An 18,760-nucleotide genomic window follows, 5' to 3' on the forward strand; every position below is an offset into this window, starting at 1 on the left:
GCGGCACACGCCGCGCTCCCTACAATGGGTCGCAAAAGGAAACAGAGGGAGTCGTTCAATGAAGGCAATCCAGTCGGCAGCAGTCGCCCTGCTGCTTCTCCTGTCGGGCAACACGTTCGCCGCCTATGCGGTCTACGTTTTCGAAAGTGGCGGCAATGTGGTCGCCAGCGGCAGCGGCCGCATGAACATGGCAGCCCTCACCCCGGCCGGCAACGGGCCTCTTTTCTCCGTGGTCATCCCCTCGGCTGCGCTGATTTTCACCGGCACGGCCGGGACGGTGGAGGCCTACATGGGCGTCTCCGGGCCTCCCATGCTGGGGGCGGGAGGCCCTGTCCTCGCCGATACATCGTCGGGCGACATGGTGGGACTGGACGGCATGATGGCACCGGGGTTTGTCTTCGCCCCCCTGGGCTACGTCTCCGGATCGGCGCTCGCTTCCTCGGCCACGTGGACGGGGACCTCGCTGGCCAGCCTGGGGCTCACGCCAGGCTCCTACACCTGGACCTGGGGCGCGGGCCCCACCGCCGATTCGTTCACGGTCCACGTGGGCATCGCGCCACCCGCCGCCCCGGCTTCCATTCCAACGCTGTCCGAATGGGGCCTGGCGATCCTCTCGGCCCTCATGGCGGGATGGGCGATGCGCCATCGCCTCCCGCGGCGCCGCAACAAGGCGGCCTGAAAACACGTTGACTCACGGGCCCCGGCAAGACGCTTGCGCGCCCCCGAAAAGATCCTGAACAGGTTCTCAGAGCTTTCGGAGGGCCCAATCACACCAATCCGCCACCGCCCCATCCGCGGGCGTGGCGCGCTGCGCCAGTTGCGGCCAACGGCGGTGGCTGGCATTCAGGATGCTCTGGAGCTGCCACAGCGCCTCGCGCCCCACCAGGGCCACTTCGGCCATGCCCATGGTGTCGCCCCGCAGCTGCGCCATGAACTCGCCCTGCTGCTGGGGGTGCGAACCAGCTTCCGTCAGGGCTTTCTGAAGGGCCAGCAGGCGGGCATCGACAAATGCGAGGGCGCTCCCCGGCAGCGTCTTCGCGCTGGTTCCGGGGGGCAATGCGGCCTTGAGCTGGTCCCAGCAGGCAAAGGCTTCGGCGAGAAGGTCCATCTGGCGTGGGGCATCGTTGCCCAGGGGCATGAGCGCGGAGTCGCGGGCGACCTCCTCCTGCAGCAGGGGCAGGAGATGCGCCACCAACGCCGATGGGAACTTGCGATGGTTCAGCCGCAGCACCAGTGACAGGCGCTGCGCGGGCATGTCGTCGTATTTCTCGTAGAACGCAGCCACCACTTCGGCCAGCAGCAGGATGCGGCCCAGCACCGAGATATCCGCACCCGCCAGCCCTCGCGGATAGCCGCTGCCGTCCATGCGCTCGTGGTGTTCCAGCACCGCCACCTCCACCGGCCGGGGGTAGGCCTGGGTGTCGCGGATCATGAGCATGGCGGTGATGGGGTGCGCCACCAGGTGCTTGCGCTGCACGCCAACGACCTTGTGGTCGGGATCGCTCCAGGCCGGGTCCATGTGCAGCACGCCCAGGTCGTGCAGCAAGGCTGCGGCGGCGAGGTTGGCGCAGTCGCGCTCGCCCAGCTCGCTCTTGATGGCCAGAAACACGGCCACGGTCATCATCTGCAGGCTGTGCTGGAAAAGTTCAGGCCGCTGCTCGCGCATCACGGTGAGTTTGCAGGCCATGGAGGGAGGCAAGGGCAGCGAGCGCAGCGGCGCCAGCAGCCGGGCAGCCGAACCCAGCGTTTCGGCCAGCAGCCGGGGCAGCACCTCCCGCTCCACCAAGGCCTGCCCCGCAGCCAGCAAGGCAGGCACATCCACGGGATTGTCGATGGACAGGTGCCGGTCAATCGGCTCGCGCAGCTTGTGCTGCACCAGGCGGTCGTACAGGCGGCCATCGATGCGGGCCCCCTTCTCGACCAGCTTGATGCCGTTGTCGGTGTAGATGGCGGCGTCAGCGACCACCATGCGCCGATCGGCCATGTCGGTCAACGCGCGCAGGTAGTGGGGGCTGTCCGCGGTGTCGATGCCCGCAGGTACAAGAGAGTCTGTCATGCAAGAACACAAAGGGTTACCTTGGACTATATGACGTTCCCTCCCTGTGTATCGCCCCGGCCGCCTTGGGCATGCGGTACCTTGATGCAGATCAAGCGCCTGGCGGCAGTACGCGGATGCCGGGCGCAATCCTGGGGGCGCCACGTAGGCGGAACTCGCGCCAGCCGTCCTTCGCATGGGCATTGCCCCGGTTTCCCATCGTTCCTGAAAAACGCCCTACTCGCCAGGATTCGAGGCGCCAAAACCCCATTGCTGCCACAAAAATGTGGGTAAACCCTGCCTTTTCACACCCTCATTGTTTCCAATACCGGAACAGTTAGTTTGCGACCCGGTGGTTTTTCTTCGCGCCCCATCCACGTACAGTTCATCCCATCGATGAGCCGAACCCGCAAGGCGACTCACCGAACCCGGTTCAGAAATGGTTTTTGTCCCGGTTTTTCTGAGACGCTTTTTTCTTCCTGAAGGATTTCATCATGAACAAGACCGCCCGCTTCCTCTCCATCGCCGCCGTGGCCGCTTTCGCTTCTTTCGGTGCCCAGGCTGATGAAGCCGATGCCTCGCAGTTCGCCACGAAGTTCGAGACGAACCGCACCCGCGCCGAAGTGGCCGCCGAAGCCGCCACCGTGGCCCAGACCCGCTCCATCGAGCCCGCAGGTTCGCGTGTGGTGACCTACAAGTCCACGGCCGACCGCGCCGCCGTGCGTGCCCAGGCCGCCGATGCCGTGCGCACCGGCCAGATCCCTTCGGGTGAGCGTGGTTGATCAGCGTTTGATTCGCTGAATCCAGGCCCTCTCCTGCTGCGTATTTCCAAGTACATCGCCCTCATTTTTTTGAATTTCACCGGAGTTTCACCATGAACAAGACCGCACGCTTCCTCTCCATCGCCGCCGTGGCCGCTTTCGCTTCTTTCGGTGCCCAGGCCGACGAGGCCGATGCATCGCAGTTCGCCACGAAGTTCGAGACGAACCGCACCCGCGCCGAAGTGGCCGCCGAAGCCGCCACCGTGGCACAGACCCGCTCCATCGAGCCCGCAGGTTCGCGCGTGGTGACCTACAAGTCCACCGCCGACCGCGCCGCCGTGCGTGCCCAGGCCGCCGATGCCGTGCGCACCGGCCAGATCTCGGCGGGCGAAATCGGCAACGCCATGTAATTGCTGTGCGGCGGGGCGGCCATGCCCCCCGTTCCTTCCGCGCGGTGGTTGCCATGAAGGCATGAATGACAAACGGGCTCCTGCGGGAGCCCGTTTTGCCTGGAGAGACTGCCCGCGCCTCAGGGGGTCATCATGTCGTTGTCTGCACGTGCAGGCGGCTCGACTTGCAGCGGTGCAAGGCGTTGTAGTACTCCAGGCGGCGGCCGTTGGCGCCATAGGCGATGGACTCGATGCGCAGCAGCGGCTCGGGGCTTGCCAGCTGCAGCAGTTCGCAGGTCTCGGCGTCGGGCAGCACGGCGTCGATCCAGCGCTCGGCGCGCACCAGCCGCACCCCGTACTGGCGGCGCAACACGTCGTAGAGCGAGCGGTCGTCCAGGCGCATGCGGTGCAGGCCGGGCGCCAGGTCGGCGGGCACCACGGTTTCCACCAGCAGGCGCAGCTCGCCGTCCACGCTGCGCAGCCGCTTCAAGGCCACCACCTGGGTGTCGTCCGTGAGGCCCAGCGCGCTGATCTCCTGCGGCGTGGGTGCGCGCAACTGCTGACCAAGGACCTGGGTGCGCACCGAACGGCCCTTGCGCTCCATCTCGTCGGAGAAGCCGAGCACGGTGGAAACGAAATCCTCGTCGCGCTCGCGCGCCGCGACAAACGCACCACGGCCCTTGATCTTGTAGATCAGGTTGTTGCGCACCAGGTCGGCCAGCGCCTCGCGCACCACGATGCGCGAGATGCCGAACTGCTCGCCCAGTTCGGCCTCGGACGGCAGCTTGGCGCCGATGGCCAGTTCGCCCTGCAGTATCTGCAGGCGCAGGGCATCGCGGAACTGCGCCCACAGGGGCGATTCGGAGTTGCGGTCGAGCAGGGGCTGGAGTTCGGTCGGTGAATTCACGTCAGGACGGGCTCAGGGCCGGGTGGATGGTCAATGATGCATGGAAAGCCGGCGCTGCATCGGTGTGATCAGGGACTGCGGGAGCCAGGCGCACGCCATGGCGTTCGCGCAGTGCGGTGGTGCAATTGTGCAGTTCCTGCCGTTCGCGCCCCGCATCCCAGCCCAGCGCCCGTGCGGCGATGCCCGCCATTTCGGCCAGCGCCGCGTCCGTGACGAGGCCGCGGATGGCCAGCAGCGTGCGCCGGATCACCAGGTCGTCGAGGTGGATCACGCCGGTGTCGGTGCACAGCCAGGCCACCTCCGCCGCCGAGTAATCGGGTGCATGCTGCAGCGGCAGGTCCCCCGCCACCTTGAAATGCGGGGCCATGCCCAGGGCCTGGGTGCCGTAGCGGCGCAGCAGTGCCTGGGCGCGGACACGGCCCAGGCTGGAATCCTGGGCGATGCGGTCGATGAAGCGCTCGGTCGCCGGCCCGCCCTGCGGCATGTCAGTGCCGCCGCCAATGGGCAGTTGCCGGGTCGAGGCCGTGCGCCCGCGCCCCAACAGGCGCAGCACCTCGTCGGTGGCCTCCTCGGCCAGCGCGCGAAAGGTGGTCCACTTGCCCCCCACCAGGCCCACGACCGGGATATCGCGCGATGGGGACGGTGCATCGATCACCACCGAATGGTCGCGCGAGATCTGCCCCGGCTTGTCGGCGTCCGAGCGCGCCAGCGGCCGCACGCCCACATAGGTGTAGACCACGTTACCGCGGCCGAAGGAGAGGTTGGGAAACACCTCGCCCAGCACCTCCAGCAGGTAGTCCACCTCGGCAGGTTCGGTGGCGATCTGGTCGGGGTCGTCCACCGGAATGTCGGTGGAGCCCACCAGCACCCGGTCCAGGAAGGGGTAGACGATGCACACGCGCCCGTCCAGCGCCTCGAAATAGGCCATGCGCCCGCCCAGCGCGTCGCGCAGCAGGGGGTGGTCGAGCACCAGGTGCGAGCCCTTGGTGCCCATCACGCGCGGGCCGGGGCCGCCCAGCAGTTCGGTACTGCGGTCCAGCCAGGCGCCGCTGGCATTGACCACCGTGTCGGCCGTCACCTGCACCACCTCGCCCGTGACTTCGTCGCGCAGCGTGAGGGTCTTGCCCGCGCAGCCCGTCACGCGGCAGTGGTTGACGGCCGCCGAGCGGGGCTGGTCGCGGCAGGCGTCGCGCACCAGCTCCAGCACCAGCCATTCGGGGTGGCTGATCCAGGCGTCGAAGAAGGTCGCCGTCCAGCGCACGGCCGCCCGGAACAGCAGGCGGTCGGCCGGCTGCACGCGGCTGATGCGGTGGTTGGGCATCACGCGCTGGCGCCGGCCCAGCAGGTCGTACAGGCGCAGCCCGGTGGCCACGGCCAGCAGGCCGCGCGTGCGCTGGGGCGGCGTGCGGCCCAGGAACTTGAGCGCGCTGCTCATCAGCCCGCCGAAGAAGCTCGACAGCGGCACCACGGTCTTGAGCGGCTGCACCAGGTGCGGCGCGTTGCGCAGCAGCAGGTTGCGCTCGCGCGTGGCCTCGGCCACCAGCGAGAAGCTGCCGCTTTCCAGGTAGCGCAGGCCGCCGTGGATCATGCGCGAGGGCGCGCTGCTGGCACCCGCACTGAAGTCGCCCTTGTCCACGATGAGGCAGTCCACGCCCTGCAGCGAGAGGTCGCGGAACACGCCCACGCCGTTGATGCCGGCGCCCACGATCACGGTCGAAAAATGGTGCCCCGACACGGCGGCCGGACGCACGAAAGGCAATGGTGCAGGCGTGCTCATGGCAAGGCCTCCACGCGCTGCGCGGGTGTGGGGGTGGGCGCAAGCGCTGGCAGCGGCGCAGCAATGCCCGGCGATGTGCCCGCCAGATGGCCGAATACAGGGGACATGGTGGCTATCAGTTCGTTGAAGTTGGCATTGAAGTCCGCATGGGCCCGCGCCTGGCTGGCATCGGGTTCGACCGTGTCGCAGGGCGCGCGCAAGGGGTGGGTGTCGATGCCTTGCGACATCGCCGCGTAGATCGCCGCGCCGCGCGCGCCGGTCTCGTCGTCGGCGCAGCGCTCCACCGGGTGCCCGAGCAGGCCCGCGAGCAGGCGCACCAGGCGCGTGTCGCTGGCGCCGCCACCGAGCACGGTGGAGGCCGACACCGGCAGCCCGCCGGCCGCCAGGCGCGCCGTATGGCGTGCATGCAGCGCCGCGACCGCATCGACCACGGCACGCGCCATGTCGCCGCGTGTGTGGTGGCTCTGAAGGCCGACAAAGCCGGCCGAGACGCCCGCACCGCCGTTCACGAAAGGCAGAAAGCGCAGTCCTCCGGCCCCGAACGGCACCGACATCGCCAGGTCGACCACGGCCCGCGCATCGGGCAGGCCGAGCACCCCGGCCAGCCAGCCGATATTAGCCATCGACGAGGGGCTGTTCTCCATGTACAGGCGCCGGTCGCTCGGCCCGAAATTCACGACGGCCACCACGTCGGGCCGGGGTTCCACCACCGGGCCGATGACGGCATTGACGCACCAGGTGCCCAACACCGAGACGGCGCGGCCGCGCTCCTCGGCACGGATGGCGGTCATCGACGCCAGCAGGTCGATGGCGCCCATGGCCACCGGGATGCCCGCTGGCAGGCCGTGCGCCTCGGCCGCCGAAGTGTGCAGCGTGCCGATCACCTCGCCGCTGTCCACCAGCGGCCCGAAGGCCTTCGGTGAAAGATCGGCGACGCCCGAGGCCGCAAAGGCCAGCGGCGACCATGTGCCGGTGGCCACCGAGAGCAGGCCCGCCGTGCTGGCGTCGCTGGCGTCGGTGGCGATCTCGCCCGTGAGCAGAAAGCCCACGTAGTCCTTGGCGAACATGAGGCGTTGCAAGGCACCGCTGCGCACAGCGTCGCTGCCCAGCAACTCGGCCGCGATCACGGTGGGCTGGCCCGGCCAGGGCTGGCAGCCGACCTCGGCGCGCAGTTGCAGGCCATGGCTGCTTGCCAGGGACTCGGCCCGCGCGCCGGCGCGCTGGTCGGTCGAGGCCACGGCGCGGCCGCCGGCCAGTTCATTGCGGGCATCCAGCGCATACAGGCCCGCTCCATGCCCCGTGCAGCCGATGGCACGGACATCGGCCACGCGGTCGCCGAGCTGGTGCGCCACATCGCGCAGCACGGTGGACAGGGCCGAGCGGATCATGGATGCCCCCACTTCGCAGCCACCACCGGGCAGGCGGTCGTGCTGCAGGGGCATGCGGGACAGGGCGACGGTGCGGCCGCTCGCGGCCTCCAGGGCCAGGGCTTTGAGGCTGCTCGACCCGAGGTCGATGCCAATCAGTAGTTGGGTCTTCATGTCATAACAGCTTCCACCGAACCAGCCGGCATATCCAGTAGTGTTTCCCCTAACTATCTGGCGCTTCGATCCAAGATTACATTCTGCCTGTCATAACAACTGTCGTGACACCAAGCACCCCATCACAGCCCTGGAGAAAGCAGCAATCACACGCTGCTCCGTTCAACAAGAGGAGACATCAATGAGGCGTAATTTCCTGAAGTCCGCAGCCGCCGCCGGTATCGGCCTGGCCGGCACCAGCGCGTTCGCGCAGCAACCTGCAGCAACCCCCGCCGCCGCGGGTGGCCTGCGCGGCAACCCCAGCGACGTCTACGTGATGAACGTGATGGTCTCGGGCGTGGAGTACTGGTTTCCGGTCTACGAGATGATGAAGCAGTTGGGCCGCACGCTGGGTGTCCGCACCCGCTACACCGGCACCCCCGAGTACGACGTGAACAAGCAGCTGGCCTCGTTCGAGCAGGAGCTGGCACGCAAGCCCGCCGGCATCCTGCTGCACCCCATGAACCCCGACCCGTTCATCGAGCCCATCAACCGCGCAGCAGCCATGGGCATCCCGGTCGTCACCTTCGCGGCCGACTCGCCCAACTCCAAGCGCACCTCGTTCATCACCTCGGACAATGACCGCGAAGGCGCGCAGGCCGCCGACGCGATCGCCGCATCGTTGGGCGGCAAGGGCGAGTTCGCCGTGCTGGAAAACCCCGGCCAGGACAACCACGACCGCCGCATCGCCGCCTTCATCAACCGCATGAAGACCAAGCACCCGGGCATGAAGCTGGTGGGCCGCGCCGCGAGCAACCAGGACCCGAACAAGGCCTACCAGGCCGTGCAGAGCCTGGCGCAGGCCAACCCCAACCTGGGCGCCCTGTTCATGCCCGAGGCCAACTCGGCGCTCGGTGCGGCCCAGGCCAAGGTGGAGACCAAGAAGAACATCAAGGTGATGTGCTGCGACGTGAACGCCAAGATCCTGGACATGATCAAGTCCGGCGACGTGTTCGGCGCCATCAACCCCAACCAGGGCATGCAGGGCTACATGGGCATGATGATGCTGTTCCTGGCCAAGAACCCCGGCCTCATCGACCCGATGAATGACGCCAAGCGCAACGGCACCAACCCCATGGCCGTGCCCTTCCTGGACAACGGCCTGGCCGTGGTCAGCAAGGCCAACGCCGACGACTTCTACTGGGACAAGTACCTCGCGCGCCGCGGCACCAAGGGCATCAGCGAGTGAGCACCACCACCATGGGCGCTCCCCTGCTCGCGCTGCGCGGCATCTGCAAGCGCTTCGGCGCTTCGCATGCGCTCTCGGGCGTGGACTTCTCGCTGCAGGCGGGCGAGATCCACGCCCTGTGCGGCGAGAACGGCGCGGGCAAGTCCACGCTGATGAACATCATCGATGGCATCCACCAGCCGGACGCAGGCGAGATCCTGCTGGACGGCCGCGTGGTGGCCATCGATGGTCCGGCCCAGGCCATGCGCCTGGGTATCGGCCTGGTGCACCAGGAGATCGCCCTGTGCGCCGACGCCACCGTGGCCGAGAACATCTTCATGCCCGAGATCAATGCCGGCCGGCAGGCGTGGATGGACTACGCCGACCTCAACGCGCGCGCCGCCAAGGTGCTCCAGCGGCTGGGCCAGGACATCGACCCCGCCGCCTGCGTGGGGGACCTGCCCATCTGCAGCCAGCAACTGATCGAGATCGCCAAGGCGCTCACGCTTGACTGCAAGGTGCTGATCCTGGACGAACCGACCGCCGCGCTCACGGACAACGAGTCGGCCGCCCTCTTTCGGGTGCTGCACGACCTCAAGGACCAGGGCATAGCCATCATCTACATCAGCCACCGCATGGCCGAGATCTTTGCGCACTGCACCCGCGTGACGGTGCTGCGCGATGGCCGCAACGTACATTCGGGGCCGCTGGCCGAGCTCGATGCCGACGGCCTGGTGCGGCGCATGGTCGGGCGCGACCTGGGCAACTACTACCCGCCCAAGCAGCAGGACGCAGACCCCGGCGAGCACGTGCTCGAAGTGAGCGACCTGGCCGACGGCGAGCGCGTGCACGGAGTCTCTTTCACCGTGCGGCGCGGCGAGATCCTGGGCATCGCCGGGCTCATGGGCGCCGGCCGCAGCGAGCTGGCGCAGACCCTGTGCGGCCTGCGCCTCGCCACTGGCGGCAGCGTGCGCCTCAACGGCAAGCAGCTTGCCATCCGCAAGTACAGCGACGCGCTGCGCGAAGGCATCGCCTACCTCAGCGAGGACCGCAAGGCCGCAGGCGTGTACCTGGACCTGCCGATCGCGCAGAACATCGCGTCCATGGCGCTGGCGCGCGTGAGCTCGCGCCTGGGCCTGCTGCAGCGTGCGACCGAGCACCGGCTGGCGCAGGAGCTGGGCGCGCGCCTGAAGCTCAAGTCCGACGGCGTGCAGATCGAGGTGGCGAGCCTGTCGGGCGGCAACCAGCAGAAGGTGGCCATCGCCAAACTGCTGGCCACCAACCCGTCGGTGCTGCTGATGGACGAGCCCACGCGCGGCGTGGACGTGGGCGCCAAGTCGGAGATCCACCACATCCTGCGCGACCTGGCCTGCCAGGGCGTGGGCGTGGTGGTGATCTCCTCGGAGCTGCCCGAGATCATCGGCCTGTGCGACCGGGCCCTGGTGATCCGCGACGGGCGCGTGGCGGGCGAGGTGCAAGGCAAGGACATGACGGAAGAGGCCCTGCTGCGGCTGGCCTCGGGACTGGAACGACAGCAAGAGGAAATCGCATGAATCACCCCGCACAATTGGACGCCGGCTCCGTCGCCGGCCTGCAGCCGCCGCGCGAGGCGCCCGGGAGGCCGGGCAAGCCCGGCGCCCCCAAGCTCACCAGCATGCGCGAGATGGGCCTTCTGGTCATCATCCTCGCGCTGTGCGTGGGCATGAGCTTCGCGTCGCCCTACTTCCTGACCTGGGACAACATCCGCGCCATGCTGCTGTCCTTCTCCATCGAGGGCATCGTGGTCGTGGGCATGACCATCCTGCTCATCGTGGGCGGCATCGACCTGTCGGTGGGCTCGGTGGTGTGCTTCGCGATGGTGGTCACGGGCAAGCTGTTCCTGATGGGGTTCGATCCCTGGACGGCCGGGCTCATCGCGATCGCCGCCAGCGCGCTCATCGGCGCCATGATCGGCGGCTGCGTGGTGCGCATCGGGCTCAACCACTTCATCGCCTCGCTGGCCTTCATGGTCATCGTGCGCGGCCTGTGCCTGGCGCTCACCCAGGGCACGCCCCAGTCGCTGTTCTCGCTGCCGGCCTCGTTCAAGTTCATCGGCCAGGGTACGCTGTTCGGCATCCCGGCCGTGATCCTGATCTTCCTTTTCATCGTGGTGGTCAGCGATTTCGTGCTGCGCCGCGCGAGCCTGATGCGCCGCGTGTTCTACACCGGCAGCAACGAGAAGGCGGCGCTGTACTCGGGCATCCGCGTGGGCCACGTGAAGTTCTGGGTGACGGTGCTGTGCGCCGCATCCGCCGGCCTGGCCGGGGTGATCTACACCGCGCGCTTCGGCGCGGCCACGCCCACCTTCGGCGTGGGCATGGAGCTCAACGTGATCGCCGCGGCCGTGATCGGCGGCGCCAGCCTGAAGGGCGGCTCGGGCACGGTGCTCGGTGCCGTGCTGGGCCTGGCCCTGCTCTCGGTGGTGACCAGCTCGCTGATCCTGCTGGACGTTTCGCCGTACTGGCAGGACGTGATCAAGGGCCTGATCCTGCTGGCCGCCGTGACCATCGACCACCTCATGAACACCCGAAAGACCCAACGATGAATGCCGTGATGATGAACGCAGCGATGAAGACCACCACCCTGGGCCCGTCGGGCATCCAGTGCTCGGCCATCGGCCTCGGTACCTGGGCCATGGGCGGATGGATGTGGGGCGGCCAGGACAGTGCCGCCGCCACCGACGCCATAGCCGCCTCGCTCGACGCCGGGGTGACGCTGATCGACACCGCGCCGGCCTATGGCCTGGGCGCCTCCGAAAACATCGTTGGCGCCGCCCTCAAGGGCCGCCGCCATGAGGCGGTGATCGCCACCAAGTGCGGCCTGGTGTGGCACACGCAAAAGGGCACGCACTTCTTCGACGAAGACGGCCACCCCGTGTACCGCCACCTGGGCCGCGAATCGATCTTCCACGAGGCCGAGGAGAGCTTGAAACGCCTGCAGACCGACTACATCGACCTGTACATCACCCACTGGCAGGACGCCACCACGCCGGTCGAGGAGACCATGGACGCCCTGCTCACGCTCAAGCAGCAGGGCAAGATCCGCGCCATCGGTGTGAGCAACGCGAGCCCCGAGACGCTGGCCGAGTACCTGCAGTACGGTCCCGTGGACGCGGCGCAGGAGCGCTACAGCCTGATCGACCGCGAGATCGAGCAGACGCTGCTGCCCCTGTGCAGCCGCCATAACGTGGCCATGCTGGGCTACTCCTCGCTGGCGCTGGGCCTGCTCGCCGGCCCCATCGACCCGGCGCGCGAATTCACGGGCGACGACCAGCGCGCGAGCAACCCGCGTTTCAGCGCGGCCAACCGCGCCAGGCTCAAGGCCTTCTTCGACGAACTCGAACCAGTGCGCCGGCCACTGGGCTGCTCCTTCGGTCAGCTGATGATCGCCTGGACGCTGGCCAGCGGCAATGTATCGGTGGCGCTGTGCGGTGCACGCACGCGGGCACAGGCCACCGAGAACGCCACCGCCGGCGCGCTGGACCTGCCCGAGGAGGCCGTGTTGCGCATCGACACGGCCGCCGCCCGGCACCTGAAGGCGCTGGCCTGACGAACCTCTTCCCCCTTTTTCTTACTCCCACCAACCAAGGACCTCTTCGTATGTCGAAGGACAAGACCGCACGCCTGAACCGCCTGCTGACCCACGGGCGCTGCCTGGACATCGCCCTGGACCACGGCGTGTGCAACGAACCCTCGTTCCTCAACGGGCTGGAGGACATGCCCGGCGTGATGGACAAGCTCGTGGCCGCCGCGCCCGACGCCATCCAGCTCAACTACGGCCAGGCCGACCTGCTGCAGGACCGCCCGGGCCGCAGCAAGCCGGCGCTGGTGATGCGCATCGACATGGGCAACCCCTACAACGCCACCGCCCACCGCGTGATGTGGGCCGTGCTGCAGAACGAGCACGATCCCGTGCTGCCGGCCGTGCAGCGCGATGCCGCCTGCGTGGTGGTCAACCTGTTCATGCTGCCCAATGAACCCGACCTGTTTCGCCAGTGCGTGCAGAACATCGCGCGCGTGCGCGCCGACTGCGACCGCTACGGCATGCCGCTGATGATCGAGCCGCTGGTGATGCGCCCGCACAGCGAGCAAGGCGGCTACATGGTCGATGGCGACGCCGAGAAGATCGTGACCCTGGTGCGCCTGGCGCGCGAGATGGGCGCCGACATCGTGAAGGCCGACCCCACCACCGACCCCGCCGAATTCCACCGCGTGGTGCAGGCAGCGCGCTGCCCGGTGCTGGTGCGCGGCGGCGGCCGCGAAGACCTGCAGCAGGTGTTCGCGCGCTCGCGCGTGCTGCTGGACCAGGGGGCCGTGGGCATGGTCTATGGCCGGAACGTGTACCAGCACGCCAACCCGTCGGCGGTGGTCAACGCACTGATGGCGATGATCCACCGCGGCGCGAGTGCGTCCGAGGCCTGGGAGCTCTACACAGCGGCGTGAGATGAATCCCTGAAACCGGAGGGCCTGTGGTCGCCAGACGCCCACAGGCCCTTTTTTGTTGCCCCGGCGCAGGACGCGGCGTGTGCCGCCATGCGCCCGTCAACTGTTGTCAAAACTGGAACAGTTAGTTCGCGACCAGATGGTTTTTCTTTGGATACCCCAGGCGTACAGTTCAACCCATCGATGAGCCGATCCCGCAAGGCGACTCACCGAACCCGGTTTGAAGCAGTTGTCACTTTCCGCTTTGTCCCGGTTTTTCTGAGACGCTTTTTTAACTTCAAGGATTTTCATCATGAACAAGACCGCCCGCTTCCTCTCCATCGCCGCCGTGGCTGCTTTCGCTTCTTTCGGTGCCCAGGCCGACGAGGCCGATGCCTCGCAGTTCGCCACGAAGTTCGAGACGAACCGCACCCGCGCCGAAGTGGCCGCCGAAGCCGCCACCGTGGCCCAGACCCGCTCCATCGAACCCGCAGGTTCGCGCGTGGTGACCTACCAATCCACCGCCGACCGCGCCGCCGTGCGTGCCCAGGCTGCTGAAGCCGTGCGCACCGGCCAGATCCCCGCTGGTGAAATCGGCGCGATGTAAAAGGCCACCGCCATGCGGTGCAGGCGCACCGCAGCCGCCACGCAAAAGGCCGGAGCCCCGTGAAGGGCTCCGGCCTTTTTGTCTTGCATGCCTGAAGGGTCAACCCGCCGCCGCATGCGGCGGCGCATGAAGCAACGCCTTACGGCAGCAGCGTCACGCCCGTCTTGCCCTGCAGGGCTTCGAAGGTGACGCCGGGTGCCAGTTCAATGACTTTGAGGCCTTCGGGCGTCACGTCCAGCACGGCCAGGTCGGTGATGATGCGGTCGACCACGCCCACGCCCGTCAGGGGCAGCGTGCACTGGGGCAGGATTTTGAGGTCTTCAGTGCCGTCCTTCTTCTTGGCCACATGCTCCATGAGCACGATCACGCGCTTGACGCCAGCCACCAGGTCCATGGCGCCGCCCATGCCCTTGACCATCTTGCCAGGGATCATCCAGTTGGCCAGGTCGCCCTTCTCGCTGACCTGCATGGCACCCAGGATCGACAGGTTGATCTTGCCGCCGCGGATCATGGCGAACGACTGGTCGCTGCCAAAGATCGACGAGCCCTTGATCGTGGTGACGGTCTGCTTGCCGGCATTGATGAGGTCGGGGTCCACCTTGTCGTCGGTAGGGAAAGGGCCGATGCCCAGCATGCCGTTCTCGGACTGCAGCCACACTTCCTTGTCGCCCGTGAAATTGGCCACCAGCGTGGGGATGCCGATCCCCAGGTTCACATAGAAGCCGTCTTCAAGTTCTTGCGCCGCGCGTGCGGCCATCTGGTCTTGGGTCCACGACATGGTCAGGCTCCTGCTTTCTCGGTGATGGTGCGTTTTTCGATGCGCTTTTCAGGGTTGGCGTTGAGCACGATCCGGTGCACGTAGATGCCGGGCAGATGGACGTCATCGGGCGCAAGCTCGCCCGTTTCCACGATGCGCTCCACCTCCACGATGCAGACCTTGCCGGCCGTGGCCGCGGCGGGATTGAAGTTGCGCGCGGTGAGGTTGAAGCGCAGGTTGCCGGACTTGTCCGCCACATCCGCCTTGATAAGCGACACCTCGGGTACCAGGGAGCGCTCCATCACATAGGTTTCGCCGTCGAACTCGCGCAGCTCCTTGCCGTCCGCAACGATGGTGCCCACGCCGGTCTTGGTGAAGAAGGCCGGAATGCCCGCGCCGCCGGCGCGCAGCTTCTCGGCCAGCGTGCCCTGGGGCGTGAACTCCAGTTCCAGTTCGCCCGCGAGGTACTGGCGTTCGAACTCCTTGTTCTCGCCCACGTACGAAGAGATCATTTTCTTGATCTGGCGGGTCTCGAGCAGCTTGCCCAGGCCAAAGCCGTCGACGCCCGCATTGTTGGAGATCACGGTGAGATTCTTGGCACCCGAATCGCGCAGCGCATCGATCAGCGCCTCCGGAATGCCACACAACCCGAAACCGCCCACAGCCATGAGCTGGCCGTCTGCAACCACACCCCGGAGGGCCTCGGCCGCGGAGGGGAATATCTTGTTCACCACGATCTCCTTGTGAATTTTGGATGCGCTACGATACTACGTACCCGAATAAGTAGTATCCCCTAAAGATTTGCACTATGGACGTTGATTACCGACTCGCTTTCGACATGGCTCCCGTGGGCCTGGTGCTGTCACGCAACCGCACCATGGTCGATTGCAATCGGCAGGTCTGCGAGATGTTCGGCGCCTCGCGCGAGGTGCTGATCGGCCAGTCCTTCCAGGTACTTTATCCGAGCGCCGACGAGTATGAGCGCCTGGGCGCCCACATGGAGCCCATCCTGAACGCCAAGGGCCACTACGCCGACAACCGCATCATGAAGCGCGCCAACGGCGAGGTCTTCTGGTGCCATGTGTCGGGGCGCGCGCTCAATCGCAATGCACCGCATGAATCGGGCATCTGGAGCTTCGAGGACCTGAGTTCCCAGCGCCCCGTGAAAGCGGAGCTGACAGGCCGCGAACGCGAAGTGGCGGCACGCCTGCTGGAAGGCCTGACCTCCAAGGAGATCGGCCGCACGCTGGAGATCAGCCACCGCACGGTGGAGATCTACCGCGCCCGCCTCATGCGCAAGTACAACGCGTCGACCGCAGCCGATCTCGTGCACAAGCTCCTGGCGGGCTGAAGCCTTATTTTTTCGGCCCGTCGATCACGTCGGCGGCCGTGCGGAAAGCCTCCACGGCGGTGGGCAGTCCGCAGTAGATGCTGGCATGCAGCAGCACCTCCTGGATCTCGGCCGCCGTGGCGCCGTTGTTGAGTGCACCGCGCACATGGCCCTTGAGCTCGTGCTGCTTGCCCAGCGCGGTGAGGAACGCCACGGTGATCAGGCTGCGCGTCTTCATGTCCAGCCCCGGGCGCTGCCAGACATCGCCCCAGGCATTGCGGGTGATGAACTCCTGGATCGGCTGGGTGAACTCCGTGGCATTGCCAAAGGCACTGGCCACGAAGTCCTCGCCCATGACCTGCTTGCGCGTGGCCAGGCCTTTGTCGAAATCCTTGGAGGATGGGGGTTGCGTCATGCGGGCTCTCCGGTTCGGTTTGGGGCCGCCATGGTAGCCGCCCTGCCCGCCCGAAAAGCACAACGCCACCAGCCCTTCCCCAAGGAGGCCAGGCCGGTGGCGTCGTCAGTCCGGGGGGCTCAGGCCTGTGCTGGGTGTGCCGCGGGCGCGAGATCAAAGCGGTCCAGGTTCATGACCTTGGTCCATGCCTTCACGAAGTCCTGCACGAACACCGCCTGCGCATCGCTGCTGCCATACACCTCGGCCAGCGCGCGCAGCTGCGAGTTGGAGCCGAACACGAGGTCGGCCACCGTGCCCGTCCACTTCGGAGCGCCACTCGCACGGTCCACGCCCTCCAGCACGCCGGCCTCGGAGGCCGATTTCTGCCACCGGGTGCGCATGTCCAGCAGGTTCACGAAGAAGTCGTTCGTGAGCACACCGGGACGCTGCGTGAACACGCCGTGCCGGCCCTGCCCTGCATTGGCGCCCAGGGCGCGCAGGCCGCCCACCAGCACGGTCATCTCGGGGCCGGTCAGCGTGAGCTGGTTGGCGCGGTCGATCAGCAGCTCGGCCACCGCGCCTTCGAGGCCGGGGCGCACATAGTTGCGAAAGCCATCGGCCAGCGGCTCCATGACCTCGAACGAAGGCACATCGGTCTGCTCCTGTGAGGCGTCCATGCGGCCTGGCGTGAAAGGCACGACCACTTCCTGGCCTGCGCTGCGGGCGGCCGACTCGATGGCCGCAGCACCGCCCAGCACGATCAGGTCGGCCAGCGAGACCTTCTTGCCGCCGCTCTGCGCGGCATTGAAGTCCTGCTGGATCGCTTCGAGCTGGCCCAGCACCTTGGCCAGTTGCACAGGCTGGTTCACTTCCCAGTCCTTCTGCGGTGCCAGGCGCACACGGGCACCGTTGGCGCCGCCGCGCTTGTCGCCCCCGCGGTAGGTGGAGGCCGAGGCCCAGGCGGTGGACACCAGCTCCGCAACCGACAGGCCCGACGCCAGGATCTTGGCCTTGAGCACCGTCACGTCCTGGTCGTCCACCAGGGCATGGTCCACCTCGGGAATCGGGTCCTGCCAGATCAGCACTTCGGCCGGTACCTCAGGGCCCAGGTAGCGCACGCGGGGGCCCATGTCACGGTGCGTGAGCTTGAACCAGGCGCGCGCAAACGCGTCGGCGAACTGCTCGGGGTGCGCGAGGAAGCGGCGCGAGATCTTCTCGTAGGCCGGATCGAAGCGCAGCGACAGGTCGGTGGTGAGCATGGTGGGCACGCGCTTCTTCGAGGGATCGTGCGCATCGGGAATCGTCGCCTCGGCGCCCTTGGCCGTCCACTGGTGCGCGCCAGCCGGGCTCTTGGTCAGTTCCCACTCGAAGCCGAACAGGTTCTCGAAGAAGTTGTTGCTCCATTGCGTGGGCGTGGTGGTCCACGTCACTTCCAGGCCGCTGGTGATGGCGTCGCCGCCAAAGCCGCTGCCGTGCTTGCTGATCCAGCCGAAGCCCTGGTCCTCGATGCCGCCGCCTTCGGGCTCCTTGCCCACCAGGGCCGCGTCGCCCGCACCGTGGGTCTTGCCGAAGGTGTGGCCGCCGGCGATCAGCGCCACGGTCTCTTCATCGTCCATGGCCATGCGGGCAAAGGTGTCGCGGATGTCGCGCGCCGCCGCGATGGGGTCGGGGTTGCCGTTGGGACCCTCGGGGTTCACGTAGATCAGGCCCATCTGCACGGCGGCCAGGGGCTTGGCCAGGTCGCGCTCGCCGCTGTAGCGCTTGTCGCCGCCCAGCCAGGTGGTCTCTGCGCCCCAGTAGACGTTTTCATCGGGTTCCCACACGTCGGGGCGGCCGCCGCCGAAACCGAAGGTCTTGAAGCCCATGGATTCGAGCGCCACGTTGCCGGTGAGAATCATCAGGTCGGCCCAGGAAATCTTGCGGCCGTATTTCTGCTTGATGGGCCACAGGAGGCGTCGCGCCTTGTCCAGGTTGGCGTTGTCGGGCCAGCTGTTGAGCGGCGCAAAACGCTGCTGCCCGGCCCCCGCGCCACCGCGGCCGTCGGCCAGGCGGTAGGTGCCGGCGCTGTGCCAGGCCATGCGAATGAACAACGGACCATAGTGGCCGAAGTCGGCCGGCCACCAGTCCTGCGAGTCGGTCATCAGCGCGTGCAGGTCGGCCTTCACGGCGGCCAGGTCCAGGCTCTTGAATTCTTCGGCGTAATTGAAGCCGTCGCCCATGGGGTCGACGAGCGGAGAGCTCTGGTTGAGCGGGCGCAGGTTGAGCTGGTTGGGCCACCAGTCCGCGTTGCCACGGCCCTTGGGCGCGGCGGCCTTACCGTGGTCGAAAGGGCATTGGGCTTCTGTCGTCATGGGTCTCTCCTTGTGTAAGCGGTTCAGGCACTTGGCGAGACCAATGGTAGGAAGCAATCCATGACACGTAAATTAAATCGATTGAATTCGATTGATAGTCAATATTTATCAAACCACAAAGGCCGGTAGCTTCACGGGCTTGGATGGGTAGTCGCCAGCCTGCGCCAGGCACGCTGCAGGCGCTATCAATAGCGTAGCTTCCAGCGCCTTGCAGGTAAGCGCTAGAGGCCATTTTTGCTTGAAA

General features: G+C 67.1%; 18 protein-coding genes. 10 read left to right on the forward strand and 8 right to left on the reverse strand.

The window, feature by feature from the left end:
* Nucleotides 1–58: 58 nt before the first annotated feature.
* On the forward strand, nucleotides 59–679 hold the full coding sequence (locus AC07OC_RS04410) for an IPTL-CTERM sorting domain-containing protein (RefSeq protein WP_218295189.1): 621 nt from the start codon (nucleotides 59–61) through the stop codon (nucleotides 677–679).
* Between the two features lie 66 nt (nucleotides 680–745).
* On the opposite strand, the gene AC07OC_RS04415 is transcribed toward AC07OC_RS04410, so the two are convergent.
* Entirely contained in the window at nucleotides 746–2,056 is a 1,311-nt protein-coding gene (locus tag AC07OC_RS04415; RefSeq protein ID WP_218295190.1) for an HD-GYP domain-containing protein, read from the reverse strand.
* A 473-nt stretch (nucleotides 2,057–2,529) separates the two neighbouring features.
* Between AC07OC_RS04415 and AC07OC_RS04420 the strand changes: the two genes are divergently transcribed.
* Both AC07OC_RS04420 and AC07OC_RS04425 read left to right on the forward strand, forming a co-directional pair.
* Nucleotides 2,530–2,817, forward strand: a complete 288-nt coding sequence (locus AC07OC_RS04420; protein WP_492254866.1) for a DUF4148 domain-containing protein — start codon at nucleotides 2,530–2,532, stop codon at nucleotides 2,815–2,817.
* 92 nt (nucleotides 2,818–2,909) lie between these two features.
* Entirely contained in the window at nucleotides 2,910–3,206 is a 297-nt protein-coding gene (locus AC07OC_RS04425; protein ID WP_494600433.1) for a DUF4148 domain-containing protein, read from the forward strand.
* 130 nt (nucleotides 3,207–3,336) lie between these two features.
* Here AC07OC_RS04425 and AC07OC_RS04430 read toward each other — a convergent pair whose 3' ends face one another.
* Genes AC07OC_RS04430 through AC07OC_RS04440 form a run of 3 tightly spaced genes read right to left on the reverse strand, consistent with a single transcriptional unit; the run spans nucleotide 3,337 to nucleotide 7,410 of the window.
* On the reverse strand, nucleotides 3,337–4,092 hold the full coding sequence (locus tag AC07OC_RS04430) for a GntR family transcriptional regulator (RefSeq protein WP_218295192.1): 756 nt from the start codon (nucleotides 4,090–4,092) through the stop codon (nucleotides 3,337–3,339).
* Between the two features lies 1 nt (nucleotide 4,093).
* Nucleotides 4,094–5,869, reverse strand: a complete 1,776-nt coding sequence (locus AC07OC_RS04435) for a glycerol-3-phosphate dehydrogenase/oxidase (protein ID WP_492244829.1) — start codon at nucleotides 5,867–5,869, stop codon at nucleotides 4,094–4,096.
* Nucleotides 5,866–7,410 (reverse strand): FGGY family carbohydrate kinase, encoded by a 1,545-nt coding sequence (locus AC07OC_RS04440; protein ID WP_492244830.1) that lies wholly within the window; start codon nucleotides 7,408–7,410, stop codon nucleotides 5,866–5,868. The genes AC07OC_RS04435 and AC07OC_RS04440 overlap by 4 nt, the downstream gene beginning before the upstream one ends.
* Nucleotides 7,411–7,591: 181 nt before the next feature.
* Between AC07OC_RS04440 and AC07OC_RS04445 the strand changes: the two genes are divergently transcribed.
* From AC07OC_RS04445 to AC07OC_RS04470, 6 genes are all read left to right on the forward strand, one after another.
* The gene (locus tag AC07OC_RS04445) at nucleotides 7,592–8,638 is read left to right on the forward strand and encodes a substrate-binding domain-containing protein (protein WP_218295194.1); all 1,047 of its coding nucleotides are present in this window, start codon (nucleotides 7,592–7,594) and stop codon (nucleotides 8,636–8,638) included.
* 11 nt (nucleotides 8,639–8,649) lie between these two features.
* Nucleotides 8,650–10,170, forward strand: a complete 1,521-nt coding sequence (locus tag AC07OC_RS04450) for a sugar ABC transporter ATP-binding protein (RefSeq protein ID WP_494600455.1) — start codon at nucleotides 8,650–8,652, stop codon at nucleotides 10,168–10,170.
* Nucleotides 10,167–11,201, forward strand: a complete 1,035-nt coding sequence (locus AC07OC_RS04455; protein WP_492244831.1) for an ABC transporter permease — start codon at nucleotides 10,167–10,169, stop codon at nucleotides 11,199–11,201. The genes AC07OC_RS04450 and AC07OC_RS04455 overlap by 4 nt, the downstream gene beginning before the upstream one ends.
* Nucleotides 11,198–12,205 carry an aldo/keto reductase gene (locus AC07OC_RS04460; protein ID WP_218295196.1) on the forward strand — a complete coding sequence of 336 codons (1,008 nt, stop codon included), beginning with the start codon at nucleotides 11,198–11,200 and terminating at the stop codon, nucleotides 12,203–12,205. The genes AC07OC_RS04455 and AC07OC_RS04460 overlap by 4 nt, the downstream gene beginning before the upstream one ends.
* A gap of 50 nt (nucleotides 12,206–12,255) precedes the next feature.
* Complete coding sequence (locus AC07OC_RS04465) at nucleotides 12,256–13,098, forward strand: class I fructose-bisphosphate aldolase (protein ID WP_218295197.1); 843 nt, start codon at nucleotides 12,256–12,258, stop codon at nucleotides 13,096–13,098.
* Between the two features lie 292 nt (nucleotides 13,099–13,390).
* Nucleotides 13,391–13,684: a DUF4148 domain-containing protein gene (locus AC07OC_RS04470; protein ID WP_218338710.1), complete on the forward strand. Its 294-nt coding sequence runs from the start codon at nucleotides 13,391–13,393 to the stop codon at nucleotides 13,682–13,684.
* 139 nt (nucleotides 13,685–13,823) lie between these two features.
* Here AC07OC_RS04470 and AC07OC_RS04475 read toward each other — a convergent pair whose 3' ends face one another.
* Nucleotides 13,824–14,462 (reverse strand): 3-oxoacid CoA-transferase subunit B, encoded by a 639-nt coding sequence (locus tag AC07OC_RS04475; RefSeq protein ID WP_218295199.1) that lies wholly within the window; start codon nucleotides 14,460–14,462, stop codon nucleotides 13,824–13,826.
* A gap of 2 nt (nucleotides 14,463–14,464) precedes the next feature.
* Entirely contained in the window at nucleotides 14,465–15,172 is a 708-nt protein-coding gene (locus tag AC07OC_RS04480; protein ID WP_218295200.1) for a CoA transferase subunit A, read from the reverse strand.
* 77 nt (nucleotides 15,173–15,249) lie between these two features.
* Between AC07OC_RS04480 and AC07OC_RS04485 the strand changes: the two genes are divergently transcribed.
* Nucleotides 15,250–15,792 carry a PAS and helix-turn-helix domain-containing protein gene (locus AC07OC_RS04485; protein WP_218295201.1) on the forward strand — a complete coding sequence of 181 codons (543 nt, stop codon included), beginning with the start codon at nucleotides 15,250–15,252 and terminating at the stop codon, nucleotides 15,790–15,792.
* Nucleotides 15,793–15,796: 4 nt separating this feature from the next.
* Here the strand turns inward: AC07OC_RS04485 and AC07OC_RS04490 are convergent, their stop codons facing one another.
* Nucleotides 15,797–16,186: a carboxymuconolactone decarboxylase family protein gene (locus AC07OC_RS04490; protein WP_494600434.1), complete on the reverse strand. Its 390-nt coding sequence runs from the start codon at nucleotides 16,184–16,186 to the stop codon at nucleotides 15,797–15,799.
* A 119-nt stretch (nucleotides 16,187–16,305) separates the two neighbouring features.
* Nucleotides 16,306–18,516, reverse strand: a complete 2,211-nt coding sequence (katG, locus tag AC07OC_RS04495; protein WP_494600435.1) for a catalase/peroxidase HPI — start codon at nucleotides 18,514–18,516, stop codon at nucleotides 16,306–16,308.
* Nucleotides 18,517–18,760: the final 244 nt, after the last annotated feature.

This window comes from Acidovorax sp. GW821-FHT10E04 (assembly GCF_059415185.1).

Coding starts and splice junctions, on each gene's coding strand:
- AC07OC_RS04410 (WP_218295189.1), top strand. CDS start 59: ATGAAGGCAATCCAGTCGGCAGCAGTCGCCCTGCTGCTTCTCCTGTCG.
- AC07OC_RS04415 (WP_218295190.1), bottom strand. CDS start 2,056: ATGACAGACTCTCTTGTACCTGCGGGCATCGACACCGCGGACAGCCCC.
- AC07OC_RS04420 (WP_492254866.1), top strand. CDS start 2,530: ATGAACAAGACCGCCCGCTTCCTCTCCATCGCCGCCGTGGCCGCTTTC.
- AC07OC_RS04425 (WP_494600433.1), top strand. CDS start 2,910: ATGAACAAGACCGCACGCTTCCTCTCCATCGCCGCCGTGGCCGCTTTC.
- AC07OC_RS04435 (WP_492244829.1), bottom strand. CDS start 5,869: ATGAGCACGCCTGCACCATTGCCTTTCGTGCGTCCGGCCGCCGTGTCG.
- AC07OC_RS04440 (WP_492244830.1), bottom strand. CDS start 7,410: ATGAAGACCCAACTACTGATTGGCATCGACCTCGGGTCGAGCAGCCTC.
- AC07OC_RS04445 (WP_218295194.1), top strand. CDS start 7,592: ATGAGGCGTAATTTCCTGAAGTCCGCAGCCGCCGCCGGTATCGGCCTG.
- AC07OC_RS04450 (WP_494600455.1), top strand. CDS start 8,650: ATGGGCGCTCCCCTGCTCGCGCTGCGCGGCATCTGCAAGCGCTTCGGC.
- AC07OC_RS04455 (WP_492244831.1), top strand. CDS start 10,167: ATGAATCACCCCGCACAATTGGACGCCGGCTCCGTCGCCGGCCTGCAG.
- AC07OC_RS04460 (WP_218295196.1), top strand. CDS start 11,198: ATGAATGCCGTGATGATGAACGCAGCGATGAAGACCACCACCCTGGGC.
- AC07OC_RS04465 (WP_218295197.1), top strand. CDS start 12,256: ATGTCGAAGGACAAGACCGCACGCCTGAACCGCCTGCTGACCCACGGG.
- AC07OC_RS04470 (WP_218338710.1), top strand. CDS start 13,391: ATGAACAAGACCGCCCGCTTCCTCTCCATCGCCGCCGTGGCTGCTTTC.
- AC07OC_RS04475 (WP_218295199.1), bottom strand. CDS start 14,462: ATGTCGTGGACCCAAGACCAGATGGCCGCACGCGCGGCGCAAGAACTT.
- AC07OC_RS04485 (WP_218295201.1), top strand. CDS start 15,250: ATGGACGTTGATTACCGACTCGCTTTCGACATGGCTCCCGTGGGCCTG.
- AC07OC_RS04490 (WP_494600434.1), bottom strand. CDS start 16,186: ATGACGCAACCCCCATCCTCCAAGGATTTCGACAAAGGCCTGGCCACG.
- katG (WP_494600435.1), bottom strand. CDS start 18,516: ATGACGACAGAAGCCCAATGCCCTTTCGACCACGGTAAGGCCGCCGCG.